This window comes from Actinomadura macrotermitis (assembly GCF_009604375.1).
Taxonomy (GTDB): Bacteria; Actinomycetota; Actinomycetes; order Streptosporangiales; family Streptosporangiaceae; genus Spirillospora; species Spirillospora macrotermitis.
In genome coordinates, this window is the sequence record NZ_WEGH01000002.1 from 1,864,478 (window position 1) to 1,878,578 (window position 14,101).

Genomic DNA, 14,101 nt, shown 5'->3' on the forward strand with positions numbered 1-14,101 from the left:
GCGACAACCGCCGGTTGTCGCGGCGGCCCGGCGGCTGTTGGACCGCCCGCCCGGGCCGCCGGTTTGCTGGTCCCCATGAACACGATGAAGGCCTTGCAGGCCACCGGGGACGCCGGGCTCGTCGCCTTCGCCGACGTGCCCGTCCCGCGCCCCGCCCCCGATGAGGCGCTGGTCAGGGTCGAGGCGTTCTCGGTGAACCGGGGCGAGATCTTCCAGCTGCAGCGCCCGCCGGAACGGCACGCGCCCGGCTGGCGGCCCGGCAAGGACGTCGCCGGCGTCGTCGTGGAGGCGGCCCGGGACGGCTCGGGCCCGCGCGCCGGGCAGCGCGTCGTCGCGCACCCGCCCGGCCTCGGCTGGGCCGAGTACGCCGCCGTGCGCACCGCCGACCTGGCGCAACTGCCCGAGCAGGTCCCCTCGGCCCTGGCCGCCGCGCTGCCGCTGGCCGGGATCACCGCGCTGCGGCTGCTGCGGACGGCGGGCGCCCTGGCGGGCCGCCGCGTCCTGGTCACCGGCGCGTCCGGCGGCGTCGGCCACTACGTCGTCGAGCTCGCCGCCGGCGCCGGGGCCGAGGTCACCGCCGTGTCGGCGACGCCCGACCGAGGACGGCGGCTGCGCGAGCTCGGCGCCGCCGCCGTGGTGACCGGGCCGGGCGAGGCGACCGGCCCGTTCGACGTCGTCCTGGAGTCGGTCGGCGGGGACTCGCTGCCGCGCGCCCTCGCCCTGCTCGCGCCGGGCGGCACGCTCGTCTGGTTCGGGCAGGCGAGCCGGCAGCCGGTCACGCTGAACTTCTTCGACTTCTTCGACGGCCCGGAGGGCGCGGCGATCCGCCACTTCCACTACGCGGGCGGCCCCTACGGGCCCGATCTGGCCACGCTGGTCCGGCTCGTCGCGGCCGGGCGGCTGCACCCCGAGATCGGCCGCACCGCCGGGTGGGACGGCACCGCCGCCGTCCTCGCCGACCTGCACGACCGCAAGATCACCGGCAACGCCGTGCTGGAGGTGGCCCGATGACCCGCTTCATCGATATGCCGGGTGTGCTGTCCGGATTCGTGGACGGCAACCGCACCCGGACCGCGTCCGCCGGCATCGACCCCGCCCGCTATGACAAGGTCACCTCGGCGCTGCCGGACCTGCGCGCCTGGCCCGCCGCGTTCGTCCGCACCGCCCGTGAGCTGCGGGAATCGGGCGAGAACCGGGAGGCCGCGCTGTGGTTCCACTTCGCCACGATCCTCCCGCACCCCGACCGCGCGCTGCTCGGCGAGGCCGCCGCCGAGGCGCACGCGCTGACCACCGAGCTCGGCGAGCAGGTCGAGGGCGACGGCTTCTCCGGCCTGCTGCGCCGCCCGGACGGCGCCGCCCGCCCGCCGCTGGTGGTCGTCATCCCCGGCATGGACTCCGACCGGACCGAGTTCCTGTCGGTCGGCGACGCGCTGCTCGCGCAGGGCCTCGCCGTCCTGGCCATCGACGGCCCCGGGCAGGGCGCGCTCGCCGCCGTCAGCCCGCCCGACCCCGCCTACCACACCGTCGTGGAACGGGCGCTGGACGCGCTGGACGAGCGCGGGTTCGGCGCGGTCGGGACGCTCGGCATGAGCCTCGGCGGCTTCTACAGCGCGATGGCCGCCGCGCACGGGACACGGGTGCGCGCCGCCGTCTGCGTCAGCGGCCCCTACCGGCTGCACTGGGACGAACTGCCGCCGTTCGTGACCGGCACGCTGGTCCAGCGGACCGGGAGCGAGGCCGCGGCGCGCTCCTTCGCCGGCCGGGTGGACCTGCGCGGCGTCGCACCGCTGATCGTCTGCCCGCTGCGCGTCGTGGACGGCGACACCGACGTCATCCCCGGCGTGGAGAACGGCGAGCGGCTCGCCCGGTACGCGCCCGACGCGGAGTACCTGCCGGTGCCCGGCGGCGACCACCTGGTCGCCAACCGGCGCGAGGCCTGGCTGCCCGGCACCGCCCGCTGGCTCGCGGACCGCCTGCTCAGCGCCCCTTGAGGTCGCGGACGAGCCGGTCCGCCTCGGCCTGCGACGACGACCCGGTGAGGATGAACTTGCCGTCGGAGATCTCCATGTCCACCCGGGACGTGGTGACCAGCCGGTCCCCGACCACGAACGCCAGGTCGCGGCCGACCGACGTCTTGGTCAGCGCCGCGAACGCCTTGCGGTCGTCGGCGCGCAGCGTCACCGCCACGTCGTGGGCGGCGCCGCGCGCCTTCTGCTGCCGCAGGTCGGCGACCTTGCGGATCGCGATGCCCTGGGCCAGCTGGTAGCAGACCTGGCCCGAGGCGGTCTGCCCGGTGATCCCCTGGGTGCCCGCCTGGCACGGTCCCGGCACGGTCTGGGTGACGGGGTAGACGTGCAGCGGCGCGGCGAGCGCGACCGGGCGGGTCCGCATCGACGCCGCGATCATGCCGCCGGTGACGGCGACCGCGGCGATCAGCAGCCCGAGCGTGAGGACCATGACCAGCAGCGCCGAGCGGTGCTCGCGCTCGCGGCGCTCGTGCCCGCCGGTCGCCTGGCGCTGCGCGGTCCGGCTCTTCTTCAGCTCGGCGGCGCGCCGCTGGCGCTCGACGGCGCGGGCGCGGCGGCGCTGCGCCTCGTCCAGCACCGGCGGCGCGCCCGTGGTGGAGACGCCCGTAGTGGAGACATCTGTGGTGGAGACGCCCGCACCGGGCGCGCCCATGCCGTGGACGCCCGTGTCAGGAAGCCCCGTGTCAGGAAGCCCCGTGCCCGGGAGACCCGTGCCGGGGCCGGCCGGACCGGGCAGATCCGCGCCGGGGGCGGCCGGACCGGGTGCCCCCGCGGCGGCCTGCGCGGGCGGCGGCGCCCCCCGCTTCTTCGCGCGCTTTCCGCGCCCGCCCCGGGGAGGGGCAGCGTCGCCTACGGGCGCGGCGGCCTCGCGGTCCTTGCTGCGGCGCGGAACGACCCGCATCGTCACCTCCCGGCGTGATGATCTCCAAGTCTTCCAGCATCCGGCGGTGCCACGCACCGCCGCCCCGTCCGAACCCGGTCAGCGCACCGGTGCATAACGAAGGCCCGGCCCCCTGACGTGCGGGGCCGGGCCTTGTCATTCCCGGGTCATATCCGGATCAGTCGATCCGCCAGGTGTCGCCGCTGCCGAGCAGCGCGGCCAGATCGCCCGGGCCCTGCGTCTCGGCGGCCTCCTCGACCTGCGCGCGCATCTGCTCGTCGTAGGACGGGCGGTCCACGTTGCGGAAGATGCCGATCGGGGTGTGCTCGAACGCCGGGGAGTCCAGCCGCGACAGCGCGAACGCCTGCGACGGGTCGGGGTTGGCCGCGTCGTGCACCACGATCTCCGACGGGTCGACATCGGCGACGTCCACCACTTCGAACGAGCCGGTGCGGGTGCGGCGCAGCGCCTTCTGCCGGTCGGCGCCGAAGACGATCGGCTCGCCGTCCTCCAGCCGGATCGTGATGTCGTCGCGCACCTCGGCGTCCTTCAGCGGGTCGAAGGCGCCGTCGTTGAAGATGTTGCAGTTCTGGTAGATCTCCACCAGCGCGGTGCCGCGGTGCTCGGCCGCCGCCCGCAGCACCGACTGCAGGTGCTTGCGGTCGGAGTCGATGGTGCGCGCCACGAACGTGCCCTCCGCGCCGACCGCCAGCGAGATCGGGTTGAAGGGGGCGTCCAGCGAGCCCATCGGCGTCGACTTGGTGATCTTGCCGACCTCCGAGGTGGGCGAGTACTGGCCCTTGGTCAGCCCGTAGATCCGGTTGTTGAACAGCAGGATCTTGAGGTTGACGTTGCGGCGCAGCGCGTGGATCAGGTGGTTGCCGCCGATCGACAGCGCGTCGCCGTCACCGGTCACCACCCACACCGACAGGTCCGGGCGGGAGGTGGCCAGGCCCGTCGCGATCGCCGGCGCGCGGCCGTGGATCGAGTGGAACCCGTAGGTGTTCATGTAGTACGGGAACCGCGACGAGCAGCCGATGCCCGACACGAACGTGATGTTCTCGCGCTTCAGCCCGAGCTCGGGCAGGAACGACTGGACGGCCGCCAGGATCGCGTAGTCCCCGCAGCCGGGGCACCAGCGCACCTCCTGGTCGGTCTTGAAGTCCTTCATGGACTGCTTGGCGTCGGTCTTGGGGACCAGCGCCAGGGGCGAGTGCCCGTTCACGAGGTTCTCACTCACTGTCGATCACATCCTGGATGACGCCCGCGAGCTCCTCGGCCTTGAACGGCAGGCCGCGCATGCGGTTGTAGCCGATGACGTCGACGAGGAACCGGCCCCGCAGCAGCAGCGCGAGCTGGCCGAGGTTGATCTCCGGCACGATCACCTTGTCGTAGGAGCGCAGCACCTCGGCCAGGTTCGCCGGGAACGGGTTGAGGTGGCGCAGGTGCGCCTGCGCGACGTGGCCGCCCGACCGGCGGACGCGCCGCACCGCGGCCGAGATGGCGCCGTAGGTGCCGCCCCAGCCCATGATCAGGACCTTGGCCTCGCCGGACGGGTCGTCCACCGCCAGCGGCTCGATGTCGCCGGCGATCCCGTCGATCTTGGCCTGGCGGAGCCGCGTCATCAGGTCGTGGTTGGCCGGGTCGTAGGAGATGTTGCCCGAGCCGTCGGCCTTCTCCAGGCCGCCGATCCGGTGCTCCAGGCCCGCGGTGCCCGGCACCGCCCACGGGCGGGCCAGGGTCTCGGGGTCGCGCCGGAAGGGCTGGAAGTCCTCCTGGTCCGGTTCGGCGAAGCCCGGCTCGATGACCGGCAGCGCCGCCACGTCCGGCAGCTTCCACGGCTCGGAGCCGTTGGCCAGGTAGCCGTCCGACAGCACGATCACCGGGGTGCGGTACTTCACCGCGATCCGGGCCGCCTCCAGCGCCGCGTCGAAGCAGTCCGAGGGGGACCGCGGCGCGATCACCGGCAGCGGCGCCTCGCCGTTGCGGCCGTGCATGACCTGCAGCAGGTCGGCCTGCTCGGTCTTGGTCGGCAGGCCGGTGGACGGGCCCGCCCGCTGCACGTCGATGACGACCAGCGGCAGCTCGGTGGCGACGGCCAGGCCGATCGTCTCGCTCTTCAGCGCGATGCCGGGGCCGGAGGTGGTCGTCACGCCGAGCGCGCCGCCGAACGACGCGCCGAGCGCGGCGCCCACCGCGGCGATCTCGTCCTCGGCCTGGAAGGTGCGCACGCCGAACCGCTTGTGCTTGGACAGCTCGTGCAGGATGTCGGACGCCGGGGTGATCGGGTAGGAGCCGAGGTAGACCGGCAGCCCGCTCTGCACCCCCGCCGCGACCAGCCCGTAGGCGAGCGCGACGTTGCCGGTGATGTTGCGGTACAGGCCCGCCTCGTGCTCGGCCGGCTTGATCTCGTACTGCACCGAGAACGCCTCGGTGGTCTCGCCGTAGCTCCAGCCCGCCTGGAAGGCCGCGATGTTGGCCTTCATGATCTCGGGCTTCTTGGCGAACTTGCGCTCCAGGAAGGCCAGGGTGCCCTCGGTGGGACGGTGGTACAGCCACGACAGCAGCCCGAGCGCGAACATGTTCTTGGCGCGCTCGGCGTCCTTCTTGGACAGGTCGTAGCCCTCCAGGGCGGTGACCGTCATGGAGGTGAGCGGCAGCGCGTGCACCCGGTACTCCGCCAGCGACCCGTCCTCGACGGGGCTGGCGGCGTAGCCGACCTTGGCCAGGTTGCGCTTGGTGAACTCGTCGGTGTTGACGATCAGGTCGCCGCCGCGCGGCAGGTCGCCGATGTTGGCCTTCAGCGCGGCGGGGTTCATCGCGACCAGCACGTTGGGCGCGTCGCCGGGGGTCAGGATGTCGTGGTCGGCGAAGTGCAGCTGGAAGCTGGACACGCCGGGCAGGGTCCCGGCCGGGGCGCGGATCTCGGCGGGGAAGTTGGGCAGCGTCGACAAGTCGTTGCCGAACGCGGCCGTCTCCTGGGTGAAGCGATCGCCGGTCAGCTGCATGCCGTCACCGGAGTCACCGGCGAAGCGGATGATGACGCGGTCGAGTTGCTGGACCTGTTTGGTCACAGAGGAAGACCTCCTCGACGCGCAGCAACCGATCCGGGGGAGGCACCCAGGATCGTGATGCTACTTAGGCTTACCTTCATGGTACGTCCGGGAAACGGTGTTCTTCTCGGGGTCCGGGAGAGGCGCAGGGTGGGTGCGGCCTGGCGGCATGCCCGGTCCGGCACGTTCCGGCGTGCCGGCGATGCCGCGGGTGTGCGCTCCCGTGGTGCGCCCCCGCGGTGTCGCGCCGCCCGTCGTGTGCTTCATCCCGCTGCCGGTGGGTCGTGGCCCCGTGAGACCAGGGTTATCACCTTGTGAGGTGAGATCACGCGATCCCGCCGGATTCGGGCAGGTCCTAACCGGTACTACGACCTGGACGGGCCCCCGGGTTCAGGCCCGACACAGGCAGCTGGCGAGGCGGCACAGGTCGACGTGCAGGCGACGCACGAGCCGCGGCGGGGGAAAGGGAGAGCCGGGGCTCCCCGGGGGCACGGAGTTCACGCCCCGAACTATAGGCAGGGCGAATAGGTGCTGGTCCCACCGGCCCCCAAGTGAACGCTTACTCACTTGGGTGAGCACCCTGCCGTACGGGTCAGCGCTCCTTGTCCAGCCGGGCCAGCAGCGCCGGGACCTCCGAGCGCCCGACCGCCTCGCCGACGACGCGGGCGCTGCCGCTGTAGGGGTGCTCGCCCGGGGAGTCCAGGGCCTGCTGCATCCACGTCCGCCACTTCCGCCCGACGACGGTGCAGCGCAGCACCATCGACCGGTTCGCGGGCACCGGCGCGGACGCCGTGCACGAGCCGAGCGCGCGCGCTCCCGACGTCAGCGAACCGCGCAGCGAAGCGCGCGCGCCGGACGGGACGTCGCCCTCAGGGACGGTCAGCGTCGCGGGAACGCTCACCGTGCAGCCGTTGGTGTTCTCGTTGCAGTTGATGAAGGTCAGCTTGCCCACCGAGAACCGCAGCGCCGGGTCGACGGCCCCGCCGAGCGCCGCCGCCCGGGTCCGCGCCTCGGCGAGGACCGGTGCCGCGTCCGCGACGTCGGCGACGGTGAACCTCGGGTCGCCGTGCCCGGCGGTCTGCACGCCGAGCAGCCGGTAGGGGGCCGTCCGGGACACCAGGTAGTCGGCGCGGGAGGTCTTCACCCGGTAGGCGGGGACGCCACCGGCGGTGTCGGTCTCCGCCGGCGACCTGAGCAGCAGTTTCGCGATGGCGGCCGGCCCGAGGACGTCGCGGACGTCGATCCCGGGCAGGGACGCGGGCGCCTTCGTCCAGCGGCCCGAGTAGTTGCCGGGCTGCGCGGTCTCCCCGCCGTAGGTGCGCCAGAACGGCTCGCCGGCCTTGAGGTAGGTGATGCCGTCCACGGTGACCAGGTCGGCGCGCAGGCCGCCCGCGGTGAGCGTCCCGGACGCCGACCCGGCGCGCGTCACCCGCAGGGCCAGCCGCAGCGCGCGCCCGTTCTCGGTGATCGTCCCGTCGTAGCGGACGCCGGGCAGCGCGGCGATCTGCCGCCCGGCCTCGCGCGCCCACGCGGGCGCGGCGGGCGCGGCCTTGCGGCCGGGGCCCTTGCCGCCGGCGCCGCCGTCGTCGCCGGACGTCAGCGCGAACACCGCCGCGCCGCCGCCCGCGAGCACCACGACGGCACCGGCGGCGGCCACCAGCCGGCGGCGGCGGACCGGCCGGGACGGGGGAGGCGGGCCCGGCACGGGCGGCTGCGGCGGCGCGGGCGGTGCCCCGTCATGTTCAACGCTCACTCGGCGCTCACTCTGTTCACGAAGGTTCCCGGACCCGACCAGGGTGCCTCATGCAGAACGGTCCCGCGGCCACCGTCCGGCGGCCGCGGGACCGTACCGGCTCCCGGAAAAGGCGTCAGTCCTGGCTGAACCCGCTCTGCATCGAGGCCAGCTCGCTGTCGCTGATCCCCGCGACCTTGAAGTCGCTGTGCTGGTAGTACCGGCTGTTGGAGCCCCGCGAGAACGAGGCCCAGGCGCTGCTGCGCACCTCGCACTCGGCCCAGGTGCCGTCGCTGCCGGACAGCGTGACCGAGGTGGTGCACGAGCCGAGGTCACTGCCGGTGTAGGACCCGGCGGTGAGGCTGTAGCGCACCTCCACCCGCAGCGAGCCGCTGGTCGTCGTCAGCGCCCGCACCTTGCCGCGCACCCGGCACCCCGAGGAGTTGGCGTTGCACAGCTTGTGCTGGTACTCGGCGACCGTCGGGCGCACCGAGGAGTCGAAGGAGTCCTTCAGTTCGCCCACCTGGTTGCGCATCTCCGACACCGCGGTGCCGCCCTCGCTGCTGTCCTTGACGTCCACGTCGGCCGCGATACGCGGGAACGTGCTCTCGTAGCGCAGCAGCTCGGGGCTGTCGGAGTCGGAGAGGTAGAACGTGGCGAGCGCGCCGCTGAACTTCAGCGCCTTGCGGCCCTGCACGCTGGTCTTGGTCGGCTTGGTCTTCAGGATCGCGGCCTGGCGCAGCTTGCTCGCCAGCGCGGTCGGGGTCAGCCGCGAGAAGTCCAGGTCCAGGTCGGACGAGCCGACCCGGCCCCACTGCTGACCGCTCAGGAAGTAGGGGTTGGAGGTGCTCGGCAGCTTGCGCTTCCAGAACGCGCTGTCGCCCTTGACGAACCGCTTGTCGTCGGCGGACAGCAGGGTGACGTTGTCGCCGTTCCAGGACACCGGGCCGCCGGCGCGGCCGCTCTTGGTGACGGTCACGTCGCCCTGCAGGGTGTCGGTGCCGCCGCTCAGCGTGCCCTTGTAGGTGAGCGCGCGGGCGGCGCCGACATCGGCGGCGGCGGCCTTCAGCTGCTCCTCGGGCGACTTGCCGCCCGACACCAGCACGACCACCACGACCGCGATGAGCACGACCACCACGAGCACGCCGCCCACGATGAGGGCGACCAGCGCCCCGCCGCCGGAGCGCTTCGGCGGCGGCATGCCGGGCATGCCCGGGCCGCCCGGCCCGCCGGGAGGCGGCGGGTAGAAGGGGGGCGGGGTGCCGGGGCCGGGGGAGCCGAAGCCCTGGCCAGGGGGCGGGCCGGGCATCGCCGGGCCGCCGGGGCCACCGCCGGGCCCACCTGGACCGCTGGGCGGCGGCGGCCATGACGATCCCCCCGGGGGGTCCCAGCCCGGGGGAGGCGGTGGGTTGCTCATCCGGTCACGTCCTTCCAGGTGAATGAACCCCAATTGTCTCCCTAGTGTGCAGCAAAAGGAGGTCAAGGGGGCCGGGCGACCTTGGACGGATACGGGCTCGGCATCGTTCCGCGACCTCATGGATACTTGACGGACCGTCGTCCCGGAGGTCGCGCCGTGCAGGACTATTTCGATTCCTACGTCGTCGTGGTGGCGCTGCTGCTGATCGGCGGCGGCATCGTCGCGGGCGGCCTCACCGCCAACCGGCTGCTGCGGCCGAGCCGCCTCACCGATGAGAAACTCACCACATACGAGTGCGGCGTCGACCCGGTCGGCGGCGACTGGGCCCAGTCCTACGTCCGCTACTACGTCTTCGCCTACCTGTACGTGGTGTTCGCGGTGGACGCGGTCTTCCTCTTCCCCTGGGCCACGATCTTCGCGGCGCCCGGCTACGGCATGACGACGCTCGGCGAGATGTTCGTCTTCCTGGGGTTCCTCGCGGTCGGGCTCCTCTACGCGGGCCGCAAGGGCGTCCTGTCGTGGGTCTGACCTTCTGGGCTCCCCCGCGGGGCCTGTAAGAATGCTCTCGTGAGCACTGTGGATCTGCCCCCGCCGAGCGTCGGGCCCCTGTCGCGGCTGGCGCCGAAGCCGGTCAAGTTCGTGCTCAACTGGGGGCGCCGCTACTCCCTGTGGGTGTTCAACTTCGGTCTCGCCTGCTGCGCGATCGAGTTCATCGCCACCTCGATGAGCCGGCACGACTTCATCCGGCTCGGCGTCATCCCGTTCGCGCCCGGCCCCCGCCAGGCCGACCTGATGATCGTCTCGGGCACGGTCAGCGACAAGATGGCGCCCGCGGTGCGCCGGCTGTACGAGCAGATGCCCGAGCCCAAGTACGTGATCTCGTTCGGCGCCTGCTCCAACTGCGGCGGCCCGTACTGGGACTCCTACTGCGTGACCAAGGGCGTCGACCAGATCATCCCGGTGGACGTGTACGTCCCGGGCTGCCCGCCCCGCCCCGAGGCGCTGCTGCAGGGGATCGTGCACCTGCAGGAGAAGATCGCCGCCGAGTCGCTGGGCGACCGCTACCGGGGCGGCGGCGAACCGGTGTCACCGGCGCCGCCGTCGCGGCCACTGTCGGCCACGGTGCTGCGGCGGCCGCTGCAGCCCGCGCCGCCTGCCGAACCGCCCGCGCCGGCCGAGCCGGCCGGGGCCGCCGAGCCCGCCGAGCCCTCCGCGGACGACACCCCGACGATCGCGGTCCCGGTCGTCACCGAGCCGGAACCCGCGCCGCCCGCCGCGTCCGAGCCGCCCCCTGCGCCCGAGCCCACGGCGCCCGAGCCCACGGCGCCCGAGCCCACGGCGCCCCAGCCCACGGCGCCCCAGCCCACGGCGCCCCAGCCCACGGGCGGCCCTACCGACGTGACGATGCCCGTGGCCCCGGTCGACGTCCCTGGCGACACCAGGCCGCTCGACGACGAGCCCGAGCCGCCCGCCGCCCCCGGACCCACAGCGCCCGAGCCCGCAGCGCCCGAACCCACGGGCGGCCCCACCGACGTCACGACCCCGCTGACCCCGGTCGACCCGGACCGCCCCCGCGGCGGGCGCCAGGACCACGACCCCTCGATCATCCCCGGCCTGTCGGACGACGACGCCGACGACCACGGCACCGGCGACCACGGCACCGGCGACCACGGGCGGAACGGCCGGTGAGCGCCGCGCTGACGGACGCCTGGACCACCGGGTTCGGCGGCGAGGTCACCACCGAGGAGACCTTCGGCGGCCTGGCCGTCGGCGTGCCCGCCGACCGCTGGGTGGACGCGCTGGTCTTCGCCCGCGACGAGCTGGCCTGCGGCTTCTTCGACTGGCTGACCGGCGTGGACGAGGTCGACGAGGGCTTCGCGATCGTCGCGCACGTCTACTCCCTGGAGCGCCGCCACCACCTGCTCGTGCGGACGCGGGTGCCGCGCGCCGACCCCGTCCTCGCCACCGCGACCGGCGTGTACCGGGGCGCGAACTGGCACGAGCGCGAGACGTTCGAGATGTTCGGGGTGGTCTTCGAGGGCCACCCCAACCTGGTCCCGCTGCTGCTGCCCGAGGGGTTCGAGGGGCATCCGCTCCGCAAGGAGTTCGTCCTGGCGTCCCGGGTGGCCAAGCCGTGGCCGGGCGCCAAGGAACCGGGCGAGTCGGGCCACGGAGCGCCCAGCCGCCGCCGCGTGCGCCCGCCGGGCGTGCCCGACGACTGGGGGCCCCATGCCTGACCTGCTGGTGATCGCGCTGAAGCTGGTGCTCGTCGCGGCCGGGTTCGCGGTGCTGCCGCTGCTGATCGGCCAGATCGAGCACAAGGCGATGGCGCACATGCAGGGCCGGCTCGGCCCGATGTACGCCGGCGGCTTCCACGGCTGGGCGCAGCTGGTCGCCGACGGGGTGAAGTTCGCGCAGAAGGAGGACGTCGTCCCGCGCGCCGCGGACCGGCGGATCTTCAAGCTGGCCCCGGCGGTGGCGCTGGTCCCCTACCTGCTGGCGCTGATCGTCATCCCGGTCGGCCCGGGCGGGCAGGTCGCGCTGGACCTCGGCCCGGGGGTGTTCTTCGCGCTCGCGGTGATGGGCATCGGCGTGATCGGCGCGATCATGGCGGGCTGGGCGAGCGCGAACAAGTACTCGCTGCTCGGCGGGATGCGGGTCGCGGCGCAGCTGATGTCCTACGAGCTGCCGATGGTGTTCGCGGCGTCGTCGGCGGCGATGGCGGCCGGCACGCTGTCGCTGACCGGCATCGCGGAGCAGTGGCACTGGTGGTGGCTGCCGTGGCAGGGCATCGGCGCGGTGGTGTTCTTCACCGCCGGCCTGGCCGAGCTGCGCCGGCCGCCGTTCGACATGCCGGTCGCCGACTCCGAGATCATCTTCGGCCCGTACACCGAGTACGGCGGGCTGCGCTTCGCGTTCTTCCTGCTCGCCGAGTACGCGGGCATCCTGGTGCTGTGCGCGCTCACCACCGTGCTGTTCCTCGGCGGCTGGAAGGGCCCGTTCCTGGACACCGAGCTCGGCTGGCTGTGGACGCTGCTGAAGGTGTTCGCGCTGGCGTTCGTGGTGATCTGGCTGCGGGTCAGCTACCCGCGGCTGCGCGAGGACCAGCTGCAGCGCCTGGCCTGGGTCTACCTCGTCCCGCTGTCGCTGGCGCAGCTGGCGCTGACCGGCGTGCTGAAGGTCGCGACGGCCTGATCCGGGTCCGCCGCCTCGGGTGACAACCGGCGGTTGTCGGGTCGGTGCGCCGGTTGTTGGGCAGGTGCCCGGGACGCCGGTTTCATGGCGGAACGCGTGGACCGGCCCCCGCGGGGGCCGCGTCCCGGTCACCGACTGGATTCCGGGAGCACCCCCATGACACGTTTCACCGACAAGGTCGCGCTGGTCACCGGCGGCACGAGCGGGATGGGGCTGGCCACCGCGCACCGCCTCGCCGCCGAGGGCGCCCACGTGGTCGTCACCGGCCGCGACCGGCGGCGCGTGGACGAGGCCGCCGCCGGGCTCGGCCCGCGCGCGCTCGGCGTGGTGGCGGACGCGGCCGACCTCGCCGCCCTGGACGCCCTGCGGGACACGGTCCAGGAGCGCCACGGCAGGCTGGACGTCGTCTTCGCCAACGCCGGGGTGGGCGCCTTCGCGCCCTTCGCCGACATCACCGAGGCCGGCTTCGACCGCGCCGTCGACGTGAACTTCAAAGGCGTGTTCTTCACGGTCCAGAAGCTGCTGCCGCTGATCGCCGACAACGGCTCCATCGTCATCAACGCCTCCTGGACGCTGCACCGTGGCAACGGCGTCCTCACGCTGTACGCGGCCACCAAGGCGGCCGCGCACAACCTGGCCCGCACCCTGGCGGCGGAGCTGGCGCCCCGGGGCATCCGCGTCAACTCCGTCAGCCCCGGGTACATCGACACGCCGATGTACCGGGGAGCAGGACTGAGCGAGGCGGAGGAGGCGGCCGTCACCGGCGGCATCGCGGCGGGCCGGCTCGGCCGGCCGGAGGAGGTCGCCGCGGCGGTGGCGTTCCTGGCCTCGGCCGAGGCGTCCTACGTCAACGGCCAGGACCTGGTGGTCGACGGCGGGCTGGTGGCCGCGGTCCCCGCCTGACCCCGGTCAGGCCAGGAAGATCGCGTACTCGGCGATCGCGGGGAGCATGCCCGGCGGCAGGTCGATGTCGACCGCCATCTCCTCGGCGGAGACGAAGCCGCCCTGCTCGGACCGGCGGGCCACGATCCGCTCGACCAGCGGCCCGGTCATGCCGGGCAGCTGGCCGAGGGCGGCCGGCGGCGCGTGGTTGACGTCGACCAGGCCGCCGTCGTCGTAGGCGCGCGGCAGGTCGGGGCGGCCGATCCGCAGCTCGTGCGCGAGCGCGGGGTCCTCGGCGGCGAGCGTGCGCGCCTCGTCGCGCAGCACCTTGCGGTACTTGGCGGCCTGGACGGCGTGCTCGTTCACCCGGTTGCGCGGGTTGCCGCGCGGGAAGACGCTCGGCCGGACGGCGAACGCGTGCGCCGTCCCGGCGATCCACAGCATCAGCATCATGAGGGCGCCGAGCGGTCCGAGAATGCTGCCCGCGTCCATCAGCACCAGCGCGCCGAGGGTGGCCAGGCCGTAGCCGGCGGCGGTCGCGCCGAGGTTCCACGAACCGCGCCGGACCGCCGCGTACAGGAACGAAAAGGGCGTGCCGAAACCGAACGTCAGGAACGGCGTGAACGCCCACAGCAGGCCCTGCGGCGCGTCCTGCGGGCCCACCGGGACGGGCTGCACCAGCGGCGGCATCGGGTACGGCGGCTGCGGGCCGGGCGGCGGGCGGTGCGCCCGCGGTGGCCGTGGCGGGTAGGGCGGCGGCGTGTTTCCAGACGGGCCGAAATGGCCGTTGGGGTAGTTGTGCACGGGCCCCACCTCGTCTCGTGGCTCGCCGCCGGGATGGGCCGCCGAGACGGAGCCCACACCTCCTTCGACGTATACCACCCCCGCCGCGTTCCCCCACGGCACCGCGTACGG

At 73.7% G+C, this 14,101-nt stretch carries 14 protein-coding genes; 7 read left to right on the top strand and 7 right to left on the bottom strand.

Going from position 1 to position 14,101, the window contains the following annotated elements:
* Nucleotides 1-75 precede the first annotated feature (75 nt).
* Nucleotides 76-1,011, top strand: a complete 936-nt coding sequence (locus ACRB68_RS20815) for a zinc-binding dehydrogenase (protein WP_235959468.1) — start codon at nucleotides 76-78, stop codon at nucleotides 1,009-1,011.
* On the top strand, nucleotides 1,008-1,991 hold the full coding sequence (locus ACRB68_RS20820; RefSeq protein WP_207709752.1) for an alpha/beta hydrolase family protein: 984 nt from the start codon (nucleotides 1,008-1,010) through the stop codon (nucleotides 1,989-1,991). Before ACRB68_RS20815 ends, ACRB68_RS20820 begins: the two co-directional genes overlap by 4 nt.
* Here the strand turns inward: ACRB68_RS20820 and ACRB68_RS20825 are convergent.
* The 6 genes from ACRB68_RS20825 to ACRB68_RS20845 all read right to left on the bottom strand — a co-directional run bounded on the left by ACRB68_RS20825 (nucleotide 1,978) and on the right by ACRB68_RS20845 (nucleotide 9,001).
* Nucleotides 1,978-2,679 carry a SecDF P1 head subdomain-containing protein gene (locus ACRB68_RS20825; RefSeq protein ID WP_153534520.1) on the bottom strand — a complete coding sequence of 234 codons (702 nt, stop codon included), beginning with the start codon at nucleotides 2,677-2,679 and terminating at the stop codon, nucleotides 1,978-1,980. The two genes, ACRB68_RS20820 and ACRB68_RS20825, sit on opposite strands and share 14 nt — an antisense overlap.
* Nucleotides 2,680-3,085: 406 nt before the next feature.
* Nucleotides 3,086-4,147, bottom strand: a complete 1,062-nt coding sequence (locus ACRB68_RS20830) for a 2-oxoacid:ferredoxin oxidoreductase subunit beta (protein WP_328594498.1) — start codon at nucleotides 4,145-4,147, stop codon at nucleotides 3,086-3,088.
* A complete protein-coding gene (locus ACRB68_RS20835; RefSeq protein ID WP_328594499.1) occupies nucleotides 4,140-5,981 on the bottom strand; it encodes a 2-oxoacid:acceptor oxidoreductase subunit alpha in 1,842 nt (613 codons plus the stop codon). The genes ACRB68_RS20830 and ACRB68_RS20835 overlap by 8 nt, the downstream gene beginning before the upstream one ends.
* A 369-nt stretch (nucleotides 5,982-6,350) precedes the next feature.
* Complete coding sequence (locus tag ACRB68_RS42850; RefSeq protein ID WP_407924295.1) at nucleotides 6,351-6,539, bottom strand: putative leader peptide; 189 nt, start codon at nucleotides 6,537-6,539, stop codon at nucleotides 6,351-6,353.
* A gap of 13 nt (nucleotides 6,540-6,552) precedes the next feature.
* On the bottom strand, nucleotides 6,553-7,713 hold the full coding sequence (locus ACRB68_RS20840) for a LolA-like protein (protein ID WP_153534522.1): 1,161 nt from the start codon (nucleotides 7,711-7,713) through the stop codon (nucleotides 6,553-6,555).
* Nucleotides 7,714-7,828: 115 nt separating this feature from the next.
* A complete protein-coding gene (locus tag ACRB68_RS20845; RefSeq protein WP_235959470.1) occupies nucleotides 7,829-9,001 on the bottom strand; it encodes a hypothetical protein in 1,173 nt (390 codons plus the stop codon).
* 264 nt (nucleotides 9,002-9,265) lie between these two features.
* Here ACRB68_RS20845 and ACRB68_RS20850 point away from each other — a divergent pair, with 264 nt between their 5' ends.
* The 5 genes from ACRB68_RS20850 to ACRB68_RS20870 all read left to right on the top strand — a co-directional run bounded on the left by ACRB68_RS20850 (nucleotide 9,266) and on the right by ACRB68_RS20870 (nucleotide 13,207).
* Complete coding sequence (locus ACRB68_RS20850; RefSeq protein WP_328594500.1) at nucleotides 9,266-9,637, top strand: NADH-quinone oxidoreductase subunit A; 372 nt, start codon at nucleotides 9,266-9,268, stop codon at nucleotides 9,635-9,637.
* A gap of 39 nt (nucleotides 9,638-9,676) precedes the next feature.
* Nucleotides 9,677-10,798: an NADH-quinone oxidoreductase subunit B family protein gene (locus ACRB68_RS42970; protein ID WP_328594501.1), complete on the top strand. Its 1,122-nt coding sequence runs from the start codon at nucleotides 9,677-9,679 to the stop codon at nucleotides 10,796-10,798.
* Entirely contained in the window at nucleotides 10,795-11,346 is a 552-nt protein-coding gene (locus ACRB68_RS20860) for an NADH-quinone oxidoreductase subunit C (protein ID WP_328594502.1), read from the top strand. The genes ACRB68_RS42970 and ACRB68_RS20860 overlap by 4 nt, the downstream gene beginning before the upstream one ends.
* Nucleotides 11,339-12,304, top strand: coding sequence for a complex I subunit 1/NuoH family protein (locus ACRB68_RS20865; RefSeq protein WP_153534528.1), 966 nt, complete (start codon nucleotides 11,339-11,341; stop codon nucleotides 12,302-12,304). The genes ACRB68_RS20860 and ACRB68_RS20865 overlap by 8 nt, the downstream gene beginning before the upstream one ends.
* A gap of 156 nt (nucleotides 12,305-12,460) precedes the next feature.
* Nucleotides 12,461-13,207 carry a glucose 1-dehydrogenase gene (locus tag ACRB68_RS20870; protein ID WP_153534530.1) on the top strand — a complete coding sequence of 249 codons (747 nt, stop codon included), beginning with the start codon at nucleotides 12,461-12,463 and terminating at the stop codon, nucleotides 13,205-13,207.
* 6 nt (nucleotides 13,208-13,213) lie between these two features.
* Here ACRB68_RS20870 and ACRB68_RS42535 read toward each other — a convergent pair whose 3' ends face one another.
* A complete protein-coding gene (locus tag ACRB68_RS42535) occupies nucleotides 13,214-13,990 on the bottom strand; it encodes a ComEA family DNA-binding protein (RefSeq protein WP_153534532.1) in 777 nt (258 codons plus the stop codon).
* Nucleotides 13,991-14,101 lie beyond the last annotated feature (111 nt).